This window comes from Orrella daihaiensis (assembly GCF_022811525.1).
Lineage (GTDB): Bacteria > Pseudomonadota > Gammaproteobacteria > Burkholderiales > Burkholderiaceae_B > Algicoccus > Algicoccus daihaiensis.
The window spans coordinates 2,333,125-2,356,938 of record NZ_CP063982.1; the positions used below are offsets into that span (position 1 = coordinate 2,333,125).

24 protein-coding genes are annotated in these 23,814 nt (G+C 53.0%); 14 read left to right on the forward strand and 10 right to left on the reverse strand.

From position 1 onward, the window contains the following. The first annotated feature begins 33 nt into the window (after positions 1 to 33). Genes DHf2319_RS10755 through DHf2319_RS10770 form a run of 4 tightly spaced genes read left to right on the forward strand, consistent with a single transcriptional unit; the run spans position 34 to position 3,692 of the window. Complete coding sequence (locus DHf2319_RS10755; RefSeq protein ID WP_243478340.1) at positions 34 to 858, forward strand: M48 family metallopeptidase; 825 nt, start codon at positions 34 to 36, stop codon at positions 856 to 858. Between the two features lie 23 nt (positions 859 to 881). Then, complete coding sequence (gene gloA, locus DHf2319_RS10760; protein ID WP_243478341.1) at positions 882 to 1,271, forward strand: lactoylglutathione lyase; 390 nt, start codon at positions 882 to 884, stop codon at positions 1,269 to 1,271. Positions 1,272 to 1,293: 22 nt separating this feature from the next. After that, positions 1,294 to 2,523 carry a nucleoside recognition domain-containing protein gene (locus DHf2319_RS10765; RefSeq protein ID WP_243478343.1) on the forward strand — a complete coding sequence of 410 codons (1,230 nt, stop codon included), beginning with the start codon at positions 1,294 to 1,296 and terminating at the stop codon, positions 2,521 to 2,523. Between the two features lie 8 nt (positions 2,524 to 2,531). After that, on the forward strand, positions 2,532 to 3,692 hold the full coding sequence (locus DHf2319_RS10770) for a glycerate kinase (protein WP_243478345.1): 1,161 nt from the start codon (positions 2,532 to 2,534) through the stop codon (positions 3,690 to 3,692). On the opposite strand, the gene rsmA is transcribed toward DHf2319_RS10770, so the two are convergent. The 3 genes from rsmA to DHf2319_RS10785 are packed head-to-tail and all read right to left on the reverse strand — an operon-like array spanning position 3,634 to position 8,206. Beyond that, complete coding sequence (gene rsmA / locus DHf2319_RS10775; RefSeq protein ID WP_243478350.1) at positions 3,634 to 4,431, reverse strand: 16S rRNA (adenine(1518)-N(6)/adenine(1519)-N(6))-dimethyltransferase RsmA; 798 nt, start codon at positions 4,429 to 4,431, stop codon at positions 3,634 to 3,636. The genes DHf2319_RS10770 and rsmA overlap by 59 nt on opposite strands. Continuing rightward, complete coding sequence (locus DHf2319_RS10780; RefSeq protein ID WP_243478354.1) at positions 4,428 to 5,882, reverse strand: peptidylprolyl isomerase; 1,455 nt, start codon at positions 5,880 to 5,882, stop codon at positions 4,428 to 4,430. Before DHf2319_RS10780 ends, rsmA begins: the two co-directional genes overlap by 4 nt. After that, on the reverse strand, positions 5,882 to 8,206 hold the full coding sequence (locus DHf2319_RS10785; protein ID WP_243478355.1) for an LPS-assembly protein LptD: 2,325 nt from the start codon (positions 8,204 to 8,206) through the stop codon (positions 5,882 to 5,884). Before DHf2319_RS10785 ends, DHf2319_RS10780 begins: the two co-directional genes overlap by 1 nt. A gap of 136 nt (positions 8,207 to 8,342) precedes the next feature. Here DHf2319_RS10785 and DHf2319_RS10790 point away from each other — a divergent pair, with 136 nt between their 5' ends. From DHf2319_RS10790 to DHf2319_RS10800, 3 genes are all read left to right on the forward strand, one after another. Further along, complete coding sequence (locus DHf2319_RS10790; protein WP_243478356.1) at positions 8,343 to 9,389, forward strand: aminoglycoside phosphotransferase family protein; 1,047 nt, start codon at positions 8,343 to 8,345, stop codon at positions 9,387 to 9,389. 2 nt (positions 9,390 to 9,391) lie between these two features. After that, a complete protein-coding gene (gene murU, locus DHf2319_RS10795) occupies positions 9,392 to 10,081 on the forward strand; it encodes an N-acetylmuramate alpha-1-phosphate uridylyltransferase MurU (protein WP_243478357.1) in 690 nt (229 codons plus the stop codon). Positions 10,082 to 10,205: 124 nt separating this feature from the next. Then, positions 10,206 to 10,937, forward strand: a complete 732-nt coding sequence (locus DHf2319_RS10800; protein ID WP_243478358.1) for a DUF6776 family protein — start codon at positions 10,206 to 10,208, stop codon at positions 10,935 to 10,937. Positions 10,938 to 10,962: 25 nt separating this feature from the next. Here the strand turns inward: DHf2319_RS10800 and DHf2319_RS10805 are convergent, their stop codons facing one another. Genes DHf2319_RS10805 through DHf2319_RS10820 form a run of 4 tightly spaced genes read right to left on the reverse strand, consistent with a single transcriptional unit; the run spans position 10,963 to position 14,482 of the window. Beyond that, a complete protein-coding gene (locus DHf2319_RS10805) occupies positions 10,963 to 11,745 on the reverse strand; it encodes an SDR family NAD(P)-dependent oxidoreductase (protein ID WP_369810188.1) in 783 nt (260 codons plus the stop codon). Next, positions 11,742 to 12,467 carry a ribonuclease activity regulator RraA gene (locus DHf2319_RS10810; RefSeq protein ID WP_243478359.1) on the reverse strand — a complete coding sequence of 242 codons (726 nt, stop codon included), beginning with the start codon at positions 12,465 to 12,467 and terminating at the stop codon, positions 11,742 to 11,744. Before DHf2319_RS10810 ends, DHf2319_RS10805 begins: the two co-directional genes overlap by 4 nt. 14 nt (positions 12,468 to 12,481) lie before the next feature. Then, on the reverse strand, positions 12,482 to 13,453 hold the full coding sequence (locus tag DHf2319_RS10815; RefSeq protein WP_243478360.1) for a dihydrodipicolinate synthase family protein: 972 nt from the start codon (positions 13,451 to 13,453) through the stop codon (positions 12,482 to 12,484). 45 nt (positions 13,454 to 13,498) lie between these two features. Further along, positions 13,499 to 14,482 carry an NAD(P)/FAD-dependent oxidoreductase gene (locus DHf2319_RS10820; protein WP_243478361.1) on the reverse strand — a complete coding sequence of 328 codons (984 nt, stop codon included), beginning with the start codon at positions 14,480 to 14,482 and terminating at the stop codon, positions 13,499 to 13,501. A 170-nt stretch (positions 14,483 to 14,652) separates the two neighbouring features. Between DHf2319_RS10820 and DHf2319_RS10825 the strand changes: the two genes are divergently transcribed. From DHf2319_RS10825 to DHf2319_RS10845, 5 genes are read left to right on the forward strand one after another with little or no spacing between them, the layout of a single operon-like run. Then, positions 14,653 to 15,705 carry an efflux RND transporter periplasmic adaptor subunit gene (locus DHf2319_RS10825; protein ID WP_243478362.1) on the forward strand — a complete coding sequence of 351 codons (1,053 nt, stop codon included), beginning with the start codon at positions 14,653 to 14,655 and terminating at the stop codon, positions 15,703 to 15,705. Continuing rightward, positions 15,702 to 18,767: an efflux RND transporter permease subunit gene (locus tag DHf2319_RS10830; RefSeq protein ID WP_243478363.1), complete on the forward strand. Its 3,066-nt coding sequence runs from the start codon at positions 15,702 to 15,704 to the stop codon at positions 18,765 to 18,767. The genes DHf2319_RS10825 and DHf2319_RS10830 overlap by 4 nt, the downstream gene beginning before the upstream one ends. 35 nt (positions 18,768 to 18,802) lie before the next feature. Continuing rightward, positions 18,803 to 19,225 carry a hypothetical protein gene (locus DHf2319_RS10835; RefSeq protein ID WP_243478364.1) on the forward strand — a complete coding sequence of 141 codons (423 nt, stop codon included), beginning with the start codon at positions 18,803 to 18,805 and terminating at the stop codon, positions 19,223 to 19,225. Beyond that, positions 19,222 to 19,668: a PaaI family thioesterase gene (locus DHf2319_RS10840; RefSeq protein ID WP_243478365.1), complete on the forward strand. Its 447-nt coding sequence runs from the start codon at positions 19,222 to 19,224 to the stop codon at positions 19,666 to 19,668. The genes DHf2319_RS10835 and DHf2319_RS10840 overlap by 4 nt, the downstream gene beginning before the upstream one ends. A gap of 1 nt (position 19,669) precedes the next feature. Further along, positions 19,670 to 20,368, forward strand: coding sequence for a DsbA family oxidoreductase (locus DHf2319_RS10845; RefSeq protein WP_243478366.1), 699 nt, complete (start codon positions 19,670 to 19,672; stop codon positions 20,366 to 20,368). Here DHf2319_RS10845 and DHf2319_RS10850 read toward each other — a convergent pair. Together DHf2319_RS10850 and DHf2319_RS10855 are read right to left on the reverse strand one after the other, a co-directional pair. Next, positions 20,365 to 20,685 carry a branched-chain amino acid transporter permease gene (locus tag DHf2319_RS10850; protein ID WP_243478367.1) on the reverse strand — a complete coding sequence of 107 codons (321 nt, stop codon included), beginning with the start codon at positions 20,683 to 20,685 and terminating at the stop codon, positions 20,365 to 20,367. The two genes, DHf2319_RS10845 and DHf2319_RS10850, sit on opposite strands and share 4 nt — an antisense overlap. Then, entirely contained in the window at positions 20,682 to 21,326 is a 645-nt protein-coding gene (locus tag DHf2319_RS10855; RefSeq protein ID WP_243478368.1) for an AzlC family ABC transporter permease, read from the reverse strand. Before DHf2319_RS10855 ends, DHf2319_RS10850 begins: the two co-directional genes overlap by 4 nt. Positions 21,327 to 21,508: 182 nt before the next feature. Between DHf2319_RS10855 and DHf2319_RS10860 the strand changes: the two genes are divergently transcribed. Continuing rightward, positions 21,509 to 22,084 (forward strand): peroxidase-related enzyme, encoded by a 576-nt coding sequence (locus tag DHf2319_RS10860; RefSeq protein WP_243478369.1) that lies wholly within the window; start codon positions 21,509 to 21,511, stop codon positions 22,082 to 22,084. Positions 22,085 to 22,173: 89 nt separating this feature from the next. Here the strand turns inward: DHf2319_RS10860 and DHf2319_RS10865 are convergent, their stop codons facing one another. Beyond that, the gene (locus tag DHf2319_RS10865; RefSeq protein WP_243478370.1) at positions 22,174 to 23,004 is read right to left on the reverse strand and encodes a peptidylprolyl isomerase; all 831 of its coding nucleotides are present in this window, start codon (positions 23,002 to 23,004) and stop codon (positions 22,174 to 22,176) included. A 304-nt stretch (positions 23,005 to 23,308) separates the two neighbouring features. Between DHf2319_RS10865 and rfaH the strand changes: the two genes are divergently transcribed. Next, positions 23,309 to 23,806 (forward strand): transcription/translation regulatory transformer protein RfaH, encoded by a 498-nt coding sequence (rfaH, locus tag DHf2319_RS10870; protein WP_243478371.1) that lies wholly within the window; start codon positions 23,309 to 23,311, stop codon positions 23,804 to 23,806. Positions 23,807 to 23,814 lie beyond the last annotated feature (8 nt).

The window sequence follows — 23,814 nt, forward strand, 5'->3', positions numbered from 1 at the left end:
GATTTTGCGCCCGATCGAGCTACGATTCACTTTATGCAACTAGCGTTTAACCTTGATCCAATTCCCGCGCCTGAACCGCGATCCAGTCCGGGTATCGGGAAACACGAACGCGTGCTGGAGCACCATGGCGTTCGATTGGTGTTCACCTTGCAACGCTCGCGACGGCGATCGATCGGACTCATGGTGACTGAAGAAGGGCTCAAAGTGACTGCGCCAAGTTGGGTTTCGCTGCAGCAAATTGATCTGGCAGTCCTGGAAAAATTCGACTGGGTGTTAAAAAAAACCCAAATGTTGCAAGCACGTCAACAAAGACGCCAGCAAACCCACTCAAACTGGCGCTCTGGCGGTGTCGTGGCGTATTTAGGTCGTGGCATTGAGCTGCAGTGCGGTTCAAATAACATGCCAGAAGCTCGAGGGCAGGTCTGGTTCGAAGGGATAGCAGATGCGCCTAAAAACGGTGACCGACTTTGGTTACCCCTACCACCGGACAGTGATGTCGAGCAAGTACGCGACCTTGCCCAAGGCTGGCTGCAGCGCCAAGCTAAAACCTGCTTTGGGGGCCGACTGGATTATTTCGCTATGACCTCGGGATTGCGCCCAACAAGCTGGAGAATCTCCTCTGCCACTGGTCGCTGGGGTTCTTGCACCATCGAGGGCAAGGTAAGTCTGAACTGGCGCCTCATCCACTTTGATGTATCGGTGATCGACTACGTGATCGCCCACGAGCTAGCGCACTTGAAACAAATGAACCACAGCCCGGCTTTCTGGGATGAGGTCAAAGCGATTTGTCCGGACTATCTGAAAGCCTATCAAACCTTGAAAGGACTGTCACCGGGTGACACTCCAGCGGTATCATAAGCAAAAAATATCGGAGAATTGCAATGAGAATCTTGCACACTATGCTGCGTGTCGGTAACCTCGAGCGCTCATTGGACTTTTATACAAACGTGCTGGGCATGCGACTACTGCGTCAAAAAGATTACCCAACTGGACGCTTCACACTGGCATTTGTAGGTTACGAGGATGAAGATAAGGGCGCAGTGATCGAACTGACCCACAACTGGGATACGGATAAATATGATCTTGGTGACGCCTACGGCCACATCGCGTTACAGGTTCAGGATGCCGCAGTTGCTTGCGATATGGTTCGACAAAAGGGTGGCAAGGTGACTCGTGAAGCTGGTCCGATGAAGCACGGTGGCTCGGTCATCGCGTTTGTAGAAGACCCTGATGGCTACAAGATCGAATTCATCGAACGCAAAGCAGCCTAATCGACACTGAGTTGCCAGGACAATGCTAAACGGTCTCTGGCTGACTTTCTTAATCGGTGGCATAGTTGCCGGGGCTTTTCAATGGCTTTGGCTCGGTGACGCCGATGTGTTTGGCCGAATGGTGGCCAGTCTGTTCGACATGGCCAAACTATCGGTCAACGTGATGATTTTGCTGTTTGGCACACTCACGCTCTGGCTGGGATTGCTGCGCATTGCTGAACTAGCAGGGCTTGTCCAAACGCTGGGTCGTTGGCTATCGCCGCTGTTTGCCAGACTGATGCCAGAAGTTCCTCGCGGTCACCCGGCGCTTGGCCTGATCACCATGAACTTTGCCGCCAACGGACTAGGCTTAGACAATGCGGCAACCCCTGTGGGCCTGCGCGCCATGCGCGAATTGCAAACACTAAATCCCACACCAACATCCGCCACCAATGCCCAGATTCTTTTCTTGGTGTTGAACACTTCTGCTCTGACCGTTTTGCCGGTCACGATTTTCATGTATCGACTGCAACAGGGTGCCGCCGATCCGACCCTGGTGTTTCTACCCATTCTAGTGGCTACCGGTGCCTCAACACTGGCCGGATTGCTGGCAGTCGCCTTCATGCAGCGGCTAAAGTTGCATGATCCTGTCGTCTTGCTATGGCTAGGTGCCACAGGATTGACACTGGCTGCCATGATGGCTGGGGCAGCCTCGCTAACAGCGACCACTTTGGCTCATGTTTCAAGCCTGGCAGGCAACCTTGCACTGCTTGGAGTAATTGCCGCATTTGTGCTCATCGGTGCTTGGCGTAAGGTTCCGGTGTATGAAGCGTTCATAGACGGCGCGAAACAAGGCTTTGACATCGCCAAAGATCTATTGCCCTACCTAGTCGCCATGCTATGTGCAATAGGCATTCTGCGCAGCTCTGGTGCGCTTGATTTTCTGCTTGAAGGCGTGCGCTGGATTGTTGAGCTGGTGGGCGGTGATACACGTTTCATTGATGGGTTGCCCACTGCATTGATGAAACCACTGTCTGGCAGCGCTGCCCGTGCCATGATGATAGAGACTATGCAGTTTCATGGGGTAGACAGTTTTGCGGGGCTCTTGGCAGCCACACTACAGGGAAGCACAGAAACCACGTTCTACGTGCTTGCAGTCTATTTCGGTGCCGTTGGTATTCAGCGCGCTCGTCATGCCGTGGGTTGTGCCTTGGTAGCGGATTTTGCCGGCATCACTGCTGCGATTCTGGCATGCTATGCATTTTTTGGTTGAAACATCCCTTGAAAATAGTCATTGCTCCCGACTCCTTTAAAGAAAGCCTCGCCGCAGCTGAGGTCGCCAAGGCAATTGAGGCTGGCATCAAAACAGTGTTACCCGGCGCTCATACAGTTTGCGTGCCCATGGCTGACGGTGGTGAAGGTACCCTTGACGCGGTGCTAGCGGTCACTGGCGGTGAGCGCCGCGAACTGACAGTAGCAGACGCAATCGGAAGACCCCGAGCCGCCTGCTGGGGTTTGCTACCAGACAATACGGCGGTCATCGAAATGGCGAGTGCTGCCGGACTTGAGCATATCGCACCCGCTGATCGTAATCCCATGAGTGCAGATACCTACGGTGTGGGTGAACTCATTGCAGATGCCTTGGACTCGGGCGCCCAACGAATTGTGCTGACTGCTGGCGGATCTGCCACCAATGATGCAGGCGCGGGGATGCTATTGGCCCTCGGAATAAGATTTCTGGATAAAGACGACACACCCTTGCCACGCGGTGGTCAAGCATTGGCCCATTTACACAAGATAGATACCAGCAAACTGGACCCTAGACTTAAACAACTTGAGTTGGTGGTAGCCACCGATGTGCGCAACCCATTGTGCGGTTCAAACGGAGCATCGGCGATTTTTGGGCCACAAAAAGGGGCGACTCCTGAGATGGTTACAAAACTGGATCAGGCGCTCGCAAATTTCGCGTTGATCACGGCCCAAGCAACTGGCGAAGACTTGCAGAGCAAGCCTGGCGCGGGTGCAGCCGGGGGTCTGGGATTCGCCGCGATGGCATGGCTGGGCGCCTGCACCCGACCTGGTGTTGAGGTGGTAGCTGAGTTAGCGAATCTAGAACAATCCGTTGCGGATGCCGATCTGGTGTTTACTGGTGAGGGTCGCATGGACTCACAAACGCTGCAAGGTAAAACCCCCTGGGGTGTGATGCGGATTGCTCAGGCACACAACGTACCGGTCGTCGCGTTGGCTGGCAGCTTAGGAGATGGATATCAAGCCCTTTATGACGCCGGGCTAACGGCAGCCTTTAGTTTGGCCAATGGACCCATCGACCTGCCGATGGCACTCAAAAAAGCCCCTGAACTGATCACCGCCCGAACTACGGACATCATGCGCCTTTGGCTAGTGGCAAGCCACGAGCGCTTAATGCATCACTCATCCGAATGAAGCCAGCGACATCGACTTGCTCAGCGCGCGCTGTCGGTTCCACCCCTACTTCATCCCAAGGCATTAATGCAGCCCAGTCACCTAATGCTCGTCTGAGCATTTTTCGGCGTTGGGCAAATGCCCGCTGTACCAAAGCACCAAATAAAACCGTATCGTGTGCGCGGACTCGATCATCCGCAAGCGGAATCATACGCACGACTGCAGACACTACCTTGGGAGCCGGTTCAAACGCCGTTGGTGGCACATCGAACAATTTCTCCATTCGATAGCGATACTGCAACATGACGGATAACCGACCGTAGTCCGAATCATCGACGCCAGCCACCATACGCTCAACCACTTCCTTTTGCAGCATAAAGTGTTGATCACGAACGTAATCAGCCACTTGCATGCAAGCAAATAATAGAGGCGTTGAAATGTTGTAGGGTAAGTTACCTACAAGCCGAAGGTCATTACCAAACTGCGCAAAATCGACCTCTAGCGCATCAGCCTCTGTAACCGTGAGTCGTTCACCAGGAAAAGTAAGTCGCAGCCGTGCCGCCAGGTCGCGATCAATCTCAACGGCGCTCAAGTGCTTAAGGTGCGCCAGCAAAGGCCCTGTCAGCGCCGACAACCCAGGCCCTATTTCGACCATATTGTCCTCTGGCTGCGGATCAATTGCCCGAACGATCTGCTCGATGACGCCCGCGTCAGTCAAAAAATTCTGGCCAAACCGCTGTCGCGCTCTATGTTGCGTCACTGCTCGGTTTGCCTGAACATGCGATTATCGATAAACGCGACATTACGCATCTGTTGCAGCCAAGCTTCGAACTGTGCACGCGCCCGTCGCTCATACAATTCCTGCCGAGCCATATTGCGCCGATACTGCTCAGCCATATCCTGGCTACGCCTTTGCTCAACCACTATCAAGTGCCAACCAAATGGTGACTTTACGGGCTCACTGATTTCACCAGGATCCAAACTATCCATCGCACGCTCAAACTCAGGCACTGTCTCACCGGGATTGAGCCAACCAAGATCGCCTCCCAAAGGTGCCGAATTATCCTCAGACACCACACGGGCCACGTCTTCAAAACTCTCGCCACCTTGCACAATCCGACTTCGAGCGTTAAGCAAGCGCTGTTTGGCTTGATCATCACTCATGACAGTGGAGGTTTTAATCAGGATATGTCGTGCCTTAGTCTGTTGGACCATCATCGGACCGGTAGGCTCCTTCGGTTGCGCCTGTTGCGGTGGCGGCGGCGGTGTTGCGGGTTGCCCCCCGGCACGTCCTGTCACTTGCAGAATATGGAAACCGGCTGGACTTCGTATCACCCCAGAAATCTGCCCAGGCTGAAGATTACGTGCAACTCTCAAGAAGATTTCAGGCCAACCACTAGCTGGTCTAACACCTAAATCACCACCACGTGAAGCCTCGGCACCGTCTGACACCTCAATAGCTAAGTCCGAAAACTTCTCGCCACTTCTAAGGCGAGCCCGAATGCCATCTATCTTCTTGCGCAGCTCTGCAACTTGCGCTTCGCTAGCGGATTCAGGAACGCTCACAAAAATCTGGGAAATCTGCAAAACAAGCGGCTGAGCTGGTCGGGGCTTGGGTGGCGGTGGCGGTGGTGGTGGCGGCGGCTCTAATCCGCTAGCCTTGCGGGCCTCTCGTTCTTTCAGAAACGCATCGACATCTGCATCACTGACTCGAACCGTCATGTCTGCCATGCGTTGGCGAACCATATCAAACAGAATTTGCCGCCTGAGCGTATCCTCGTAATCCTCCCAATCAAGACCGATCCGGCTAACTTGAGCGCGCAACTGCGCAACCGACAAACCGTTGCGCTGCGCCACTCGCTCAAGCGCACGCTCTAAGTCTCGGTCTGTGACACGTAAGCCCATGGACTCAGCCTCCTGTGCCACAACTGTTTGCGTGATAAGTTCATCAAGGGCTCCCTTTAGCATTTCGTTCTGCGGCGGGACCGGCAGACGTTGAGCCCGAAGCTCTCCGGCCAATTCTTTGGCACGCTCCTCGACTTGCAAAACAGTAATCACTTCTTTATTGACGACGGCAGCAATGCCATCGACTGGGCGCTCAGCCTGCACGGCTTGGGGTTGACTACCACGCAACCCCTGTGCGGACGCACCGGTCACAGCCGCAAAACACAGCATCGCAGCAAACCACCCACGCGCTTTAACTTTCATCATTACTCATACCTTTCAAACTTGCCCACCGGTGCCACAGTCGGTGTGATGTTCTGATAGTCTGGAATGCTTCGCCCCAATAAACTCAAAGGATCTTGTCCAAGAGCACCCAAGCCGGCCAGCTCGAGCTGGAAGAAAATGGCATTATTCACCTGAGTCGGGTCGATCGCATAGCGCTGATACACCACACGAGCTGCCCAGCAGCAGTCACCACGGTACTCCAATCCAGCAATGGCCTGCGTTACCCTGGGGTAAATTTGTTCTTGCGGCTCGTTCAGTAAAGAATAATCGACACGACCGACCGAATAAAGCTGTGAAGTCAGTGGCCATTGGAACGATACACTAACCTGATCCTGCCCCTGCGGTTGATAAAGACCAGTGGGATTACGCTGGAAGCGATAAGACGCGGTAATCGCAGCGGCCCGCTTGGGGTTAAACCGTGCCACGATCTGAGCTCGGTCCCAACTATTATCGTATGGGTTGTATTGCAAATCGAGCGTGGTACTTAATGTGTCGGTCAAGTTAGCTGCCGCACTGATCAAGTACTCAGACTCGACATTGGTGCGCGGCACTTCGCCGGGCAGAGTAACCCGCTGATCCTCAAAGTAGAATCGTTGACCAACCGCAAAGAAAGCACGCTCTTGACCAGTAACCGCATGTAGGTATCTGGATCCGAGCGCAACCGTAAGTTGGTTGGCGTTGGCGATGCGATCCCAGCCGCCTGTGTAGATGTTTTCTTGGAAAGCCTGCGAAAAACTGAAATCTGACAGCGTAGTGTCGTAGACAGGAAAATTTGACTGGTCTCGGTATGGTACGTTCAGATAGTAAACCCTTGGCTCAAGAGTCTGAACCGCGTCGTGCCCAAAGAACGACGCATCACGCTCGAAAGTCATGCCAGCGTCCACCGATATGATGGGCAGCACGCGATTGTTTGACGGCTTAAACTGACTTGATGCGTCTGGCTCCCAGGTTGTTTCGTAGCGAGTCATGTGCAGACCCGCTTTGGGCTTTATAAAAAAACCAGGTTGCACGATCGGAAATGAGATCGAAGGGTAAGACACAAAGCGCTGCCCATTTGGCCCCAGCTGCTTCCCAAAATCATCCTTGGGCCGATCAAACCAGATCGCGCTGTTGTCCATAACGATGTCAAAGCCACCCCAGTTGTAGTGACTGCCATTAAGGGTAAGCGCTGGGACCGTGTTGTACTGCGGCGTAATATCCCCTAGGGTCTGGAAAGTTGAATAGTCGACTCGTGCGTTCCAGTATTTATTTGCCCAACCCAGCCATCCCGAGCGCGGCAGAAACGTGGTCGTGGCCTCGTTGACGGCAAGAACCGAGAAGTCCTTGAAATAATCATCATCAGACACGCCGCTGATATTCCAACCACCGAAGAAACCCGCTCCTAGATTCTGGGAGTGTTGGGTCGAATAAAACCAACGATCCCGTCCAAGCTCGCGGTCTTTTTCTAGATAAGTGCCACCGAATGTACCGGCGTAGGACTCACCGAGGTAACGGAAATCACCGCCTAGCTGTAAACCGCGTTTGCTCATGGGTCGCAACTGTACAGTTGCGTCGTAATTTGGTGCCAGATTAAGGTAATAAGGCAGCGTTACATCAAAGCCTGACTGGCTGGTGATACCAAAAGTAGGGGCTAAAAAGCCGGACTTGCGTTCTTTTCTGATGGGAAAATTCAGATAAGGTGAAGCCAGAATGGGCACCCCTTTGAAATACAGCACACTACCCCAGGCCTGACCTTCATTATCTTCATAATTAAGCTCAACCTCACTGGCGGTAATCCACCATGCAGGCTCTGGGCAAGGACATGCTGTATAGGTGACATCATCAATTGTCATCTCATTGCGGTTGGTCATCACCGCCTTACTGCCGGTACCGCTACCCCCACTACTTAACCAAAACTCAGGCGATTCAACCTCGCCCTCATCTGAGTCAACGTTGTACCGCATGCTCGGCCCGACCACGACGTTACCATCTTGAACGAGCCTGGCATTTATCCGGGCATCGATTTGACCTGTCCGATCGTCATAGCGCAGATAGCCAGCCGAAAGCACTGCATCAGCGCGGCGCACCACGCCCTTTCCTTGTATGATCAGCTCGCCCTCAGGATTGGCTGTCATCTCCTCGCCACCGAGATACATCGGCATTTCATCTTCGGTTGCGCGGTTAGGCATTAACGCCGGGGACACTTTCAGGCCGCGAAGGATTATCTTGCCGTCGACCGATTCCTCTGCCGGCTGACTGGCCACAGGCACACCAACGCCCGCTATTAGCGCAGCAAATGACAGGAGCAAGGTGAATCGTTTGGACAAATCGGACACCGCTAGGAAGTCATCCCGACAAAAGAAATAAAACACATATGAAGCACCGCCCGAGCGCTAAATAATACCGCCAGTGTGCCAGAGCATCTATTATAGAGATGCCATCACAATTCAGTAGCAAAGGATCATGGACCCCCAAACACCGAAGATTACCCGCTCACAAACGCTACAGCATTGGCTTAGCAGTCTGCCCAACACACTCGGTTTGGTACTTGACAGCATGACCCCCGCCTCTAGCGACGCTAGTTTTAGAAGGTATTTCCGCATCGAAGCGAGCGAACAATCCTTGATTATTATGGATGCGCCTCCTCCCCAAGAAAATTGCGCCCCCTTCTTAGACATCACCCACAGACTCTCAGAGGCAGGTGTCACCGTACCGCAGATCTTGGCACACGACTTAGCCCAAGGTTTCATGCTGCTGACAGATCTTGGACATCGGACATATTACGATCGAATTCAAGCTGGCTTGTCAGACAGCGAATTACAAACACTGTATCGACAATCCTTAGACATGTTGGTCAAACTTCAGCGAGCTCGCCACGCGGGTCTGCCAATATTTGATGAAACGCGATTGATCACAGAATTGCAGCTTTTTATTCAGTGGTTTGTCCAAACGCATCACCAAACAGAACTAGATGACAAGGAACAAGAGCAACTTCAGCAGATCTTCGGGATCTTAGCTAAGACCATGGCTGCTGAGCCGCGGGTGCTGGTGCACCGGGATTTTCATAGTCCAAATCTGATGGCCTGTGAACCAGAGTCTGGCCTGGCTAACCCGGGAATTCTTGATTATCAAGACGCGCTGCTTGGTCCGGTGAGCTATGACATCGCATCGCTGGTATTTGATGCGCGCACGACCTGGGAGGAGCCGCAACAGCTAGACTGGGCTATCCGCTACTGGGAGAAAGCCAAAAACATCGGGCTGCCCCTACCAACGGACTTTGCACAGTTTCATCAACAATATGAGTGGTCTGGCTTACAGCGAAACCTGCGTATTCTTGGCGTTTTTGCCCGATTACACCACCGGGATGAAAAATCGCACTACCTCGCACATATCCCACGTGTTCTGCAATACGTGCGACAAGTGGCAGGACGCTATCAGCCTTTTGTTCCGCTGATGCGCCTACTGGACCGTTTGCAAGGCATTGAACCGCAAGTAAAGCTGACGTTTTGACCATGAAAGCGATGATACTCGCCGCTGGCCGTGGACAACGCATGCGGCCGCTCACGGACCACACCCCCAAACCCCTGCTACCGGTTCGGGGACATCCGTTGATTGTCTGGCACTTACGGCGACTGGCGGCAGCTGGCTTTAAGGAAGTTGTCATCAATCACGCCTGGCTGGGCGAACAAATTCAAAGCACTCTTGGCACTGGCAGCCAATGGGGTGTCAATATTCGATATTCACCTGAGTCACCCGCACTCGAGACAGCCGGCGGCATCGCACGTGCTCTACCGCTCTTAGGTCCAAACCCCTTCTTGGTCATCAATGGTGATATCTGGTGTGATTGGTCGTTACAAAACGCTAAGCATATTGCAGATGATCTACAGCGTGCTGCCAACCTCATGGCACACTTGGTCTTGGTTGATAATCCCGCCCATAATCCCAAGGGTGACTTTGGGTTGTCGCAATCCTCTTTGGCTGTCACAGGGGGTGAGACTAACCTTACCTTCTCGGGCATTGGAATTTATAAGCCCGCACTGTTCGAATCACTTGACCCGAACACCCCCGCACCGCTGGCACCGTTGTTGCGGCAAAGCATGGCAAGATTATCTGTCAGCGCAGAGCACTATGAAGGGAACTGGCTAGATATCGGTACACCCGAGCGTCTTGAGATGCTGAATAAGCTCTTAGCCGACCATTAATTTGCAACCACCTGTGACAGTGCTTTGGGTGAAGAACAGCACCTGAGTTATCCTACGGGGGTTCACTTGATGCTTTGCCTGCTGTATGTGGCGAGATCAACCAAAAACGTAAGGAATTTAAGGCATGGGTTTGTTTGGACGTTCACGTCGCCAGGTTTTTAAACCATCACCCTATGACACTCGCCGGCGTGGCCGAAAGTTGCCACGCTGGTTTATTTTGCTGATTGTAGGAATCCTGGTTGGTAGTGGCGGCACTTTAATCTTGCAGTCTAGCTACGGCCCCAAGCGGCTGACCGTGCTTGAATCACAAAAACTAACTGATGACCTAGCGGCGCTATCACTGGAGCGTCAACAGCTGCAAGCCGATCTGACCGAGTTAAAGCGTCAACTCGAGGCCAGCAAGTCCGGGGCAGATAAAACAATCACTGAATTGCGTGCGGAGGTTCTCAGGCTAAACGAACGCATGCAGCCATTACGAGACGAAGTCGGGCTCTTTACCAAAGCATTAACGGCTGGCGTCAAATTTGATCCAATCGGAATCACTGGCGCAAGTTTTGAGCAGGCATCCGGCAGCGACAAACTTCAGTACCAGGTAGTGCTCGTTCAAGAAGATGATCAGCAACCTGCTTACGACGGTCGCATTGAGGTTACGTTCGAAGGCCGTTACGCCAATGGCAGAGCCGGATCAGTCAAAGCACTGGTGATTCCCTTCACGCTCAAACACTATCAGCATCTAAACGGCACCATCGACATGCCTAATTCGTTACAGGCAGTTCGTGCCACACTGCGAATCTACCAAGCTGACGGCAAAAGAGCATTGTCTTACCGAACCTATCAGGTTGAGCGCCCCAGATGATCTGACGCAGCTGCCTTATCTACACTCAGACTGCTGTGGTGCCACCGTCAACTCGGATTGATGCGCCAGTGATGTAAGACGACGCATCACTTGCCAAAAACACAATGGCACCCATCAGGTCAGCAGGTTGCCCAATACGATCGAGCGCAGATTTGGAAGCGAACATCTCGCGCACGCCCGGCTCAGCTAATCGGGCTTTGGTCATATCGGTTTCAATCATGGAAGGGGCAATCGTATTGACACGAATCCCATGACGACCCACCTCCCAAGCCAGTGACTTGGTGTAGCCCTCTACCCCGTGCTTGGCAGCGCTATACAAAGCACGTTCAGGCGCGCCGATGTGGCCATATTGTGACGACAGGTTGATGATGCTGCCTGGTTGTCCTGCAGCAACCAGCCCGTCGATCACTGCCTGAGACACCAGCATGCTGGAGGTCACATTCAGGGCGAGCACCGCTTCCATATCATTGGCCGACATGTCCCGTAACAATCCCGGGCGATTGCCTCCAGCATTGTTGACCAGCACATGTATCGCGCCCAATGCTGGCACCGCGGTACTTACAGCGACTGGATCAGTCACATCCAAAGCCATCGCACTCACCACTAACCCATGCCTGCCCAGCAGCTCGCACGCCTGATCGAGTCCTGTTTTATCGCGAGCCGCGATGGTCACATTCGCACCTGCATTGGCAAGCGCGAAGGCAGCGGCAAGACCAATCCCCCGACTGCCACCAGTTACAAGCGCACGCTTGCCATCCAATCTGAATTCCGGCGCTTTCATAAGCACTTCAGTCGCGCTGCTGCTCATGATTGCCCTGTCTCTTTACGGTAACGCAGCAAATTCTCTTCGTTAGGTGGATACAGTCCCGGCAATGACTCGCCATCCTCAATACGCCCCATAATCCAACCCTCGAGCCGTTCCTGTTCAACCGACTGAGACACTACCTCGTGAAGCAGCGCTGCTGGTATCAATACTGCCCCATCCTGATCAACCACCACCACATCACCGGGAAATACTGCCACGCCACCACAGCCAATTGGCTGCTGCCATGCGACAAATGTCAGACCTGCCACCGAGGGTGGCGCTGCCGCACCTTGACACCAAACTGGCAAGCCAGAATCAAGCACACCCTCTAGATCGCGGACCACGCCATCAGTCACTAGCGCTGCTACACCTCGTTTGGCCATGCGGGCACACAGAATATCCCCAAAGATGCCCGCATCAAGTACACCCAAGGCATCCACGACAGCAATGCAGCCCTCGGGCATGGCTTCAATGGCAGTGCGTGTCGAGATTGGCGAGGACCAGGATGCTGGCGTTGCGAGATCCTCCCGAGCAGGTACGAATCGCAGGGTAAAAGCGCGGCCAACTATGCGCGGTTGACCAGCTCGCAGTGGCTTAGTGCCACGCATCCAGACATTTCGCAGGCCTTTTTTTAGTAGCACAGTGGTCAAAGTTGCGGTTGAAATGCCTGCCAGTGTCTCGCGAATATCTGGCGGCAAGCTCATGTCTACTGAACTATCGGTCATGGTTTAGTTCCTGGTTAACCCAACTGTGTCAGACGCTGTTGCTGACGACGGATCAAACGTTCAATATCTTCGATGTCTAATTTTGACAGCGCAGGGCCAGGCTTACGTACCGTTGCCGAGGCAATCGCGCCACGCTTGGCCAAAATGTATTTACGCACCGCTAAGCCAATTCCTGGTTGCTGCTCGTAGCGCGACAAAGGCAGGTATGCATCAAAAAGATCGAATGCGCGATCTTGGTCACCAGCGCAATGGGCCTCGATGACATCGACCATCATCTCCGGATAGGCAAACCCGGTCATGGCACCATCCGCACCACGCATCAGCTCCTCAGGCAGGAACAGACCACCACCATTGCCAGTCAAAATTGAGACCTGCTTAAGCGTCTTTTGTGCTTGCGCGGCCCGAATCGAAGACAGTTTGCCAAGCCCGGGGCAGTCCTCATGCTTAAGCATGACGCAACGCGGTGACTGGTCAATCACTTGCATCACCACTGATGCCGACATCTGCACGCCCGTCGCATTCGGGTGATCCTGCAACACCCATGGAACATCTGGTCCGAGCGTCTCGTTAACCATCGAAAAGTACGCACGTATCTGGTCATCTGTGCGCAAACCAGCCACAGGCGCGACCATCACACCAGCAGCGCCGAGATCCATGACTCGTTTAGTGAGCTCACCCATAGACGCAAAACCTGCAGCAGATGCCCCCACCACAACAGGCACACGCCCGTTCACGCGTGCTAGCACCCGCCTGACGTACTCAGCCGACTCGTGTGCGGTGAGCTTGGGCGCCTCTCCCATCACCCCTAATACAGTCAGGCCATTGGCGCCTGCCTGCAGATAAAAATCGATCAACCGGTCAGTGCTTTCCAGATCAAGTTCACCGTCAGACTTGAATGGTGTGACAGTAATCAGGTAGACCCCTTTTGAGGTTTCGTCGAACTGGGTTGATCCAATCCGCAACTGCTGTTTATCTGTTTCATTCATACTTCAGTTCCTACAAAATTAATGGATGGATTCCATCACCCATGTTTAAGACAGCGCGCCAACCATGCACTGGCCCAACTGAAGACCTGACAAGTAGGCATGTTCGACACGACTATGGACAAGACCATCGCCACAAACACCGAGTCCAATCTCTGGCTTGAACCACGGCTCAGTAAATGCTGCAAAACCCGCAGCCCGCCGAGAGTACAGCCAGCGGTGAGTCATGGGAGGCAGGATTGGCGTTATGGTTGAAACGCCTAACTCACGCGCAAAGGCAAGCAACAACTCAGATTCAACCATCTCCTTTGATGCATCAAGGTGTGCTTGACTCCACTGAGCGGTGGCTTGAATCACCCAATCATGCCGCCCGGCTTCGGTTGGCCGGCCAGGTTTACTGCTGTTACGTGCCCACCAACCAATCGCACCGGTTCCTGGCAGACCAGCGTCTAAATCGGTGAGGCCATCATCCGTACTCACCATGAGCGTCCAACATGGCTCCAGCGGTGTTCGTGCGAGTTGATCCGCCCAGTCGGGCGTCTGTGACTCCAACAGGGGCACAGCCTGGGCATTGGGAACCGCCACAACCACGGCTGTGAACCCATCCAATGCGCTGCCATCCTCCATGCCTAGACACCAGCGTCCGTTCTCATTAGCAAGCGATTGCACTCGCATGGCCGTTTGCACGTCAAGCCCTTGGGCCTGGGCCCGGCCCAACGCGCTCATGCCCGGCGCACCAACAAACCAGGGTTCCTTGGAGGATCCGGCCAGCCTTGCATCAAGCCGAGGTGTCCAAACGGCAACTGATTTGTCAGCAAGTCTGGCATCTACAAATGCCGCAAATCGCTCATCGCGGGCAGTGAAGTACTGAGCCCCGTGATCATACTGAGCCGAGTCGGTACGTCGAGTCGATAAACGTCCCCCAACGCCGCGGGACTTTTCAATAACAATCACTTCAAGGCCACTGTCTTGCAAGACGCGTGCGCAAGTCAATCCAGCTAGCCCAGCACCTACCACAGCAATTCGCTGCATCTGCTTATCCTTTCCAGTTTGAGTCCAATACTTCGAGGCCGAATCGGAACCATAGCAAACTTGCGTACCTCCGGGCTTAGTGCTGTTGATCCAACCATGGTTTGATGTTTCTGCACACTACATCACCAAGTTTCTGCTCTAATTGTCCTATATTGCATCGCAACATTGACATGATGAATTCTAAGCTTGTTCTATCGACACTCATACTGACACTGGCATTGGCAGGTTGCAACGATGGTCAAACGCCCCTCGCAGCCAACAATGCACCACCGGTGGTCAGAACGATGCCAATCGAGTCTGCGCAAAACAGTGCTCTGCGCCTGTCAGGCACAATCGAGGCTGCCCGACAAAACTTGCTTTCATTTCAGATCGGTGGTCGCATCACCGAGCGTTTAGTCAATGCTGGCGACCGGGTTAACCAAGGTCAGTTATTGTTTGCACTTGATGAGCGCGACCTTAGTCAGGCCACCACGGCAGCGCGTGCGCAAGCCCAAGCGGCAGCAAGTGCCCTTGAAACGGCACAAGATGAGCTTACCCGAGCCGAGCGACTCTTTAAATCACGCTTTGTGAGCGAGCAAGCGCTTGACCAAGCCAAATTGCGGTTAGCTGAAGCGCAAACCCGTCTTGATGCCGCCAATTCAAGTTTTGGTCAAGCAACCAATGCACTGAGCTACGCCAAACTATCTGCGCCGGCAGATGGTGTTGTCACTGAGGTGGTGGCCGAAATTGGTCAGGTCGTAGCGCCTGGACAGGTGATTGGCGAGTTTGCATTCGATGGCCAACTTGAGATTGAGGTGTTCTTACCACAGGGCTTGGTTGCACCGGACACTGGTACAGTATCGCTTGGTCAGTCTGAATGGCCAGCTGTTCGTCGGGAGGTCTCGGGTGCAGCAGACCCAAGCTCTCGCACATTTCGCGCCCGCTACACATTGCCCGCTGACATCACAGATATTCCGATCGGTACGATTGCTGATCTACTTTTACCGATCAAAGCCAGCGCCCAGATTATGCAAGTGCCATTAGGTGCAATTGACGAACGTGGCCAAGGCCCCCGAGTATGGATCGTCGAAAATGGAAAAACCAAATCTGTGCCGATCAAAATTTTGTCGATGTCGCACGAAACTGCTCAGATACAGGGCGAGTTGCCGGTCGGCACCCCTGTAGTTGCCATGGGCACGCATCTACTTGAGACAGGCATGGCTGTCAGGGTGCAGCCACGATGAGTTTCCCGAACCTGTCGGCGCTGGCTGTTCGCGAGCGCTCGGTGACGTTGTTCTTTTTAATTTTGTCGGTGCTGGCAGGCCTCTACGCCTTTAATTCACTTGGTCGAGCCGAAGACCCACCATTTACGGTCCGAGCGATGGTGGTGACAGTGCTTTGGCCCGGCGCCACGCCCGCTGAACTTCAAGATCAAGTGGTTAACCGCCTTGAGAAACGGATTCAGGAAGTCGATTACTTCTACAAACTTGAGACAACCATCCGAGCGGGTCGTGCAGACCTGTTAATTGAGTTTCAGGACTATTCGCCGAGTCATGTAGTGCCTGACTTGTTTTACGAAGTGCGCAAGCGCATGCTAGACGAAGCGCCTTCGCTACCATCAGGTGTCATCGGTCCAATCGTCAACGACAGTTTTGCTGATGTTTATTTCACCATGCTGGCACTGACTGCACCTGGCCTGCCGATGTCAGAACTAGCCCGCGATGCTGAAGTCATCCGTGACAAACTGCAGCGGGTTGACGGCATACAAAAGGTGTTTTTGCTGGGTGAGCGTCCACAACGAATTCATCTTGACTTTGACTTGCCCAAACTAGCTAACCTGGGAATCAGCCCGCAAAACGTCATGGCAGCCATTGAGGCTAATAATCGACTGGTGCCAGCTGGATTTTTTGATACAACAGCTGCGCGGGTCTATGTTCGCGTACCGGCTGATCTTAGTGATCCACAAACCTTGGCCAATGTGCCACTGCGCATCAATGAGCGCCTGATTCGGCTAGGTGACATTGCCCAAGTCCAGCGTGGCTATGAAGACCCCCCGAGTTACATGATCCGCGCAGGAGGACGAGACACCATCGTACTTGGTGTGGTCATGCGCGCTGGGGAAAACGGCTTGGCATTGGGCGAACGACTCGATGCTTTTTTACAGCAGCAGCGCGCTGAATTACCCCTGGGCATGGAACTAACCCAGCTGACCAACCAAGCCGATGCGATCGCTGGTGCTGTTAGCCTGTTTCAGGTGAAGTTTCTAGTAGCCATGGTGGTGGTCATGGCCGTCAGTATTATGGCTATTGGCTTGCGCGCTGGCCTGATTGTGGGCCTATCCATCCCGATCACACTTGGGTTGACATTTCTGCTTATGAAATTGACCGGAATGAATCTGGACCGTATCTCACTTGGTGCACTCATTATTGCACTAGGACTTTTGGTTGATGACGCCATCATTGCTATCGAGATGATGATCGTAAAAATGGAGCAAGGCTGGGATCGGGTGCGTGCTGCCACGCATGCGTGGCAAGTAACCGCCGCTCCCATGCTGTTTGGCACGTTGGTAACAGTCGCGGGTTTTGTGCCGATTGGGTTTGCACAATCTGCGGTCGGCGAATATGCCGGCGGGATTTTTTGGGTACTGGCGTTTGCGCTATTGATCTCTTGGCTGGTAGCAGTGACATTTACGCCGTACCTTGGGGTAAAGCTGCTACCGACGATGTCGGATCATCACAGGGATCCAAGCTCGGTCTACGGTACGCCAAACTATGAGCGCCTTCGGCGCCTTGTGCAATGGTGTGTGATGCACAAACGGCGTGTGGTGTTATCAACAGTTTTTTTACTGGTGCTAAGCATTCTTGGTATGGCAGGCCCAGTTGAAAAACAATTTTTCCCGAGCTCTGATCGGCCCGAAGTATTGATCTCAGTCTACATGCCAGAGGGCACAGCGATTGGCAATACAGATGCTGTGGTCAAACGACTTGAATCTCAATTGGCGCACATGCCGGAAATCAAAAGCCTATCGGCCTACATTGGCGCTGGCGCACCACGGTTTTTTATTTCTGCCAACCCTGAGCGGCCCGACCCAGGCTTTGCCAAACTGGTTGCGGTCACACATGGGGTTCAAGAGCGCGAGTCATTGATCGCAAAACTTCACCAACAGATTGACAACGGCGACTATGCCGAAGCGCGGGTACGCGTAGCCAGACTGCTCTATGGTCCCCCTGTTGATTGGCCAGTTAGTTTCCGAGTGACCGGGCCAGATCCTCAGGTTCTACGAGAAATTGGTCATGCCATGGTTGACGTGATGCGCACCAATCCGAATATTGTTGACCCGAACTTGGACTGGGATGAACGCGCACCTTATCTGCAACTCAGTCTGGATCCCCACCGACTACAGACACTCGGATTGACGCCGTTAGACGTAGCTCAACAACTACAGTTTCAGCTCGATGGCGTACCTGTTACCAACGTACGCGAAGATATTCGACAGGTACAGGTTCGGGCAAGAGCCCAGCAAGACACTGGCGTATTGCTACAAAGTGTAGAAATACGTGGTGCCAATGGACAAAAGCTGCCGCTATCGCAACTCGGCACAGCAACCATCGAGTTTGATGAGCCTGTTATCAAACGTTTTAACCGCGAACTGTTTCTCTACGTCAATTCGGATGTCACGAATGCACAACCCCCAGATGCCACCATGGCAGTCTGGCGTGCACTCGAACCATTGCGGGCCGATTTGCCACCGGGCTATCGCATCAGCATTGCTGGTTCGATCGAACAGTCCGGCAAAGCTGATGCCTCGATACAGAAACTGCAGCCCGTGATGGTGGGGCTCATGTTGGTATTTATCATGCTACAGATGCGCAGTTTCTCCGGTATGTTCATGGTGGTAGCTACGGCTCCTCTGGGACTAATTGGCGCTGTGATTGCTTTGTTGCTGTTTAGTCAGCCCTTTGGATTTGTCGCATTACTAGGTTTGATCGGATTGGCTGGCATTCTGATGCGCAACACGCTGATCCTCACCCAGCAGGTCACTGACAATGTTCTTGAGGGCATGGGTCTGCGCGACGCGGTCATTGAAGCGGCAGTGCAACGTGCAAGGCCAGTCGTTTTGACAGCACTGGCCGCTGCATTGGCCTTTATTCCGCTAACACTCGATAGTTTCTGGGGACCATTGGCCTATGTGCTGATTGGCGGGGTGCTGGTTGGCACAGCCATCACCATTTTGTTTGTGCCTGCTCTGTACGCTTGGTGGTTCCGGATAGACGCACCTACAAAAAGCAAAACTCAGGCACAATGAGTGACTAAACATCGTCAAACCCACGAAGGCTGGTCATGGATCCGTTTAAGAAACTGCCGGGATACCGAAAGGCCCCCGCTGGACTAGAACGCAAAATTCTACGCCTGGTTCCCAAAGTGCTTTTAGTTGGCACCGTGCTGATACTGCTGCCTTCGGTGATTGCGCGGATCTGGACGATGGATGACGCTCCCTGGCTGATCAACAAATTCATCACCACCATCGATATATACACATTTGGGCTACTTGCCGTACTCTGGACAGCGCTATTGACGGTGGGTGTCGGTGCTTTTACGGTCATGGTGATGAAAGGTCCAGCTTACGTGGCTGATGCCTACCCTTTACCTGACGCTGACAAGCCTAACGACCACAAAACTGGCGCCACGCGCTACGCTCAGGGGACCGATGTGAAACCCGTGAATACAAGTGTAAGACCCGAGCCTCGGGACCAGGATCAATGACCCATTTAAGAGCCAACATCACACTTGATGTGTTAACTGCCCGGCTAGGACAAAGCGACAACTTGCCGCGACATCTCGGCATCGAGTTAACCCATTTAGAACCCCTTTGCTTAGAAAGCCGCATGCAATTACAAGCGCGCCACTTCGCGCCCAACACCTATCTGCATGCGGGCAGCGTGGTCACCCTAGCTGACACCACTGCAGGGTTTGCCACATATGCACATTTGCCAGAAGGCGCATATTCGTTCACCACCATCGAGCTGAAATCCAATTTTTTGGGTACTGTCAGACAAGGCGCCATCACCTGTCGATCCTGGGCGCAGCATTTGGGGCGAAATACCCACGTGTGGGATGCTGAGGTATTTGCCGAAGACAGCGGTAAGAAGATCGCCCTATTTCGATGCACTCAAATGATTTTATGGCCCAAGTCGGGGGAAAAGTAGAATGAACAAACCCGTAAGAATTGATTTTGTATCGGATGTCGCATGCCCTTGGTGCGCAATTGGATTCACCACTCTTGAAACAGCCTTATCCACGGTACAGACACCAGTTGAAGTCTATCTACAGCCCTTTGAACTCAATCCAGATATGCCAGAGGGTGGTCAAGATGCCATCGAATATCTAGCAGCAAAGTTTGGCATCTCAGCTGATCAAGTCCGAATCAACCAACAACGTATCTATGACAGGGCAGCTCAGGTTGGCTTCCGATTTCATCCCGAGGGAAGAAAAAGGGTTTACAACACCTTCCATTGCCATCGACTACTTCACTGGGCGACCACAGAGATCGGATTGCAAGCAGCTTGGGCACTCAAACGGGAATTACTCGCGGCATATTTCACTCGCGCCGATGATATGGACAATACACAAACGCTGCTGGATTGCGTTAAAGCAGCCGGCTTGAATCCAGATCGCGCTGCTCAAGTGCTCGCTGACGATGAATTCAGGCGCGAAGTGCGTGCGGCTCAAACCCGCTACAAGATGTTGGGCATCCAAGGTGTGCCAGCATTCATCCTAAACGACAAATTCCTAGTCGAGGGCGCTCAGCCCGTTGAAAACCTGATTGCTGCTATCGAAGCTGCAGCCAAGCGCGCTGAGCAAGATGCGCAGGCAGATTCGGGCCAATCATCGATTGCTCAAAACTAAGCTAACTGTATCCACAGCATATAAAGCACTGTACCAGCGGCGATGCTTAGAAGCGGCTGACGCAGGCGTAACTGCATCCCAAGTACAACTAGCACAGCCACGATCGCCGGCAGCAACTGGTCTGAAGCCTGCAAACCCAAGTCAAGTGTGCTGTGCAGCAACAACAGGGTCATAATCGCCGGCGGTAAAAAACGACCAACTCGTTGCGCTAAAGAACTGCCTCTGAGCCAGCGCGTGCCTATAAATGGCAAAGCACGGATTAGAAACGTCACTGTCCCCATCGCCAAAACGGCTAACAATACGTACCAATCATTCATACCGCACCCTTGGAAGAACGCGCAGACAAGATAATGCTGGACAGCACACATACTGCCATTGCCAAGAGCAAGGCTTGCTCAGGCATGAACCACAGCATCAGCGCATAACTTACTGGGGCAATCAGCAACGGCAACCATGCCCGGGTAGCACGCCATTGTTCAACAGTAAGCACGCCAAACAGGGCGGCTAATGCAAAATCAAGTCCCGTGAGCGATACCGGCAGTTGGGTACCCAACCCCGCCCCTAGGAGCGTACCCAACACCCACCATGCCTGATTCATGCCAGCCAATAACGCCATTTGTTCTGGTGTCGGACGTGGCTTTAGCGTTGTAATCACCGAATACGTCTCGTCAGTGAGGGCAAAAATCAGATAAAAACGCGTCAATTGGTTTTTGGGTTGGTCGTTTAGCAAAGACAAGCCATAGAAGGCGTGACGAAGGTTTATCACCAGTGCAGCAAGTGCAAGTGATGCCACCGGTAGCCCAGCTGCCAGCATCGGGATCATGGCAAACTGCGATGCGCCGGCATATACCCATAAACTCGCCGCAAGCGCCATATACCAGCTACCACCAGCTTGCACAAACAAAAAACCGAACACCGTACCAAGCGGTACATAGCCCATGGCTACGGGCAAAGACATCGAAAATATGGCTGCTCGCACAAAAGACTCCCCAATCACTGCCGGCTGCATCAGTATCGACAATCGTATCGTATGAAGCAATAACGTCTGAGCGAATTGGAAAATACACTGCCCTCTGGATTAAAGCTATGCTTGGACATCAAGATTTCACTTCAATATTTTCGAATAAAACGAGGTCTGACATGAAAACGCCCCAAACATCCATCGCGTGCTTTAGTATCCCAGAGCTTGCCGCTTTGCCCGATGACATTTCTGAACGCCTGCGGACCATCGAACAAAAGGCGGGTTTCATTCCAAATGTCATGCGCGTTCTAGCTAGACGCCCTGCTGAATTTCGAGCATTCATGGCCTACCACGATGCGTTGATGGAGGGTGATAGCGGCCTGACCAAAGCCGAGCGCGAGATGATCGTAGTGGCCACTTCAGGAGCTAACCACTGTCAATACTGCGTGGTCGCGCATGGCGCTATCTTACGCATCCGCGCAAAAAACCCTCTGATTGCCGATCAAGTCGCTACGAACTATCGCCAGGCTGACATCACACCGCGCGAGAGAGCAATCCTGGATTACGCGATGAAAGTATCGCGTCAATCATCTGAGGTCACCGAGGCAGATCGTGATACCGCAAAACAGGCTGGCCTCTCCGATGAAGACTTGTGGGATATTGCCAGCATCAGCGCTTTCTTTGCGATGAGTAACAGGCTGGCAAGCGCTTCAGAAATGCGTCCGAACGAAGAGTTCTATTCAATGGGACGCTAAATCGTACAACCTATAAAACTAAAAGGGCGCTATCAGCGCCCTTTTTTACCCTAAGCAATCAAGAATGGATTCAATCGTGCCGGGAATCTCTACCGAACAATCTTCGCCTTCTCTTGCAAAGACTGGATATAGTTCGATAGCTGCTGCTGGGCAGCGGCTTGACGCAATTGATTCTCGATCTCGCCAATGGCTGGTGGAGTGTAATCACGAATATCGTCAACACGCACGACGTTCCAGCCCATGCGCGTTTGCAAAGGCGCAGCAGTTATTTGCCCCTTGCCAAGATTAACCACCACATTACCAACGGCTGGCACCATTTGTTGTGGCAGCAGCCACTCTAGCGCACCTTGCTGATCTTTGCTTGGATCCGTCGATTCAGCGGCCGCGATATCAGCAAATAGCTTGGCCGGGTTCTTATCTTTATTCAACGCGGCAATGATCTGACGGGCTCGCTCCTGGGTTGGCACGACAATCAGACTCAACTTGTACTGCTTCTGACCTTTGACCTCATCTAAGAACTCTTGATATTCGGCCTTGATCTGGTCTTGGGTAACTGGGTTGTTGGCTGCATAGTGATTTAGCAGCAAATTCGCCAAAAAGTTTTGTTCCATTTGCTGCCATTGGGCCTGAGCATCAGCGCTTTGCTCGAGTTTGAGCTTTTGTGCTTCCTGAGCTAGCACCTCCCGACCAATAAGCTCGTTCTGCAGCGCCTGACGCAGCTGTGGCGTATCGGCCTGACCCCGGGCGACGTTAGCGCGTACGTTGACATCAAGCAGCGCGTCACTTAGCGGCTGGCCGTTGACCGTGGCAAATGTGCCCGATGGCAAGCCTTGTGCCATCACGCCAGTGCTCGCCAGCATCACAACAGTCAGACAAGCCGTATGAAAGACAGTTTTACCTAACCGATTGAATTGAATCATGTTTCACATCCTCGGTGAAAAATACCAGAGCCAGAGATTAGCATTATGTGACCCAAAGAAATACTCTCTTTCCCTCATCTCTCATGGGTTTTAACGAGGGGCAAAGGTTAGCGAAACTTGGGGATCGGCCAATTTGTCCGCCGCTAGTACAACCAGCCATATCAACCTGATAATGGCAGCGATCCGGCACCGGACTGTTGATAGCTTAACTAACACCACAACAGTGCTAACTCAGGCTAAATAATTTTTTACCTTGGGGCTTCCTGCTGGCCGTTTTAATCCAATTCGCCTATAAAATGCCGTCATGCAATGGTTTGTTGTTCACACTAAGCCCAAACAGGAAACCCGAGCGCTCACAAATCTCGAGCGCCAGGGCTATGACTGCTTCTTACCGACAATTCCTAAAAAGCGCGTCAAGGGCAAGTCTTTCGAGATGGTGAGAGAACCTCTATTCTCGCGTTATCTGTTTATCGAACTTGATACTACCCTTTCAGGCAGAAGCTGGGCCCCAATACGTTCTACCTTGGGTGTTAGTAAATTGGTCGCATTCAGTTCAGAACCAGCGCGAGTCAGCCCAGAACTCATCCAATTGCTCAGGGACCAAGAGGCCGCGCTCGCGGAGTCACCACTTGTCCAGTACCAAACTGGCGACATTGTGCGCATCAAAAATGGGCCTTTCAAGGGACTGGAGGCCGTTTACCAAATGGATGATGGTGAAAGCCGAGCTATGGTGCTAATCGAATTGCTGCACAAACCCACGCGTCTGGGGGTTGAAGTTGGCGATTTGCTTAAGGTTAGCTAAATAGCCCA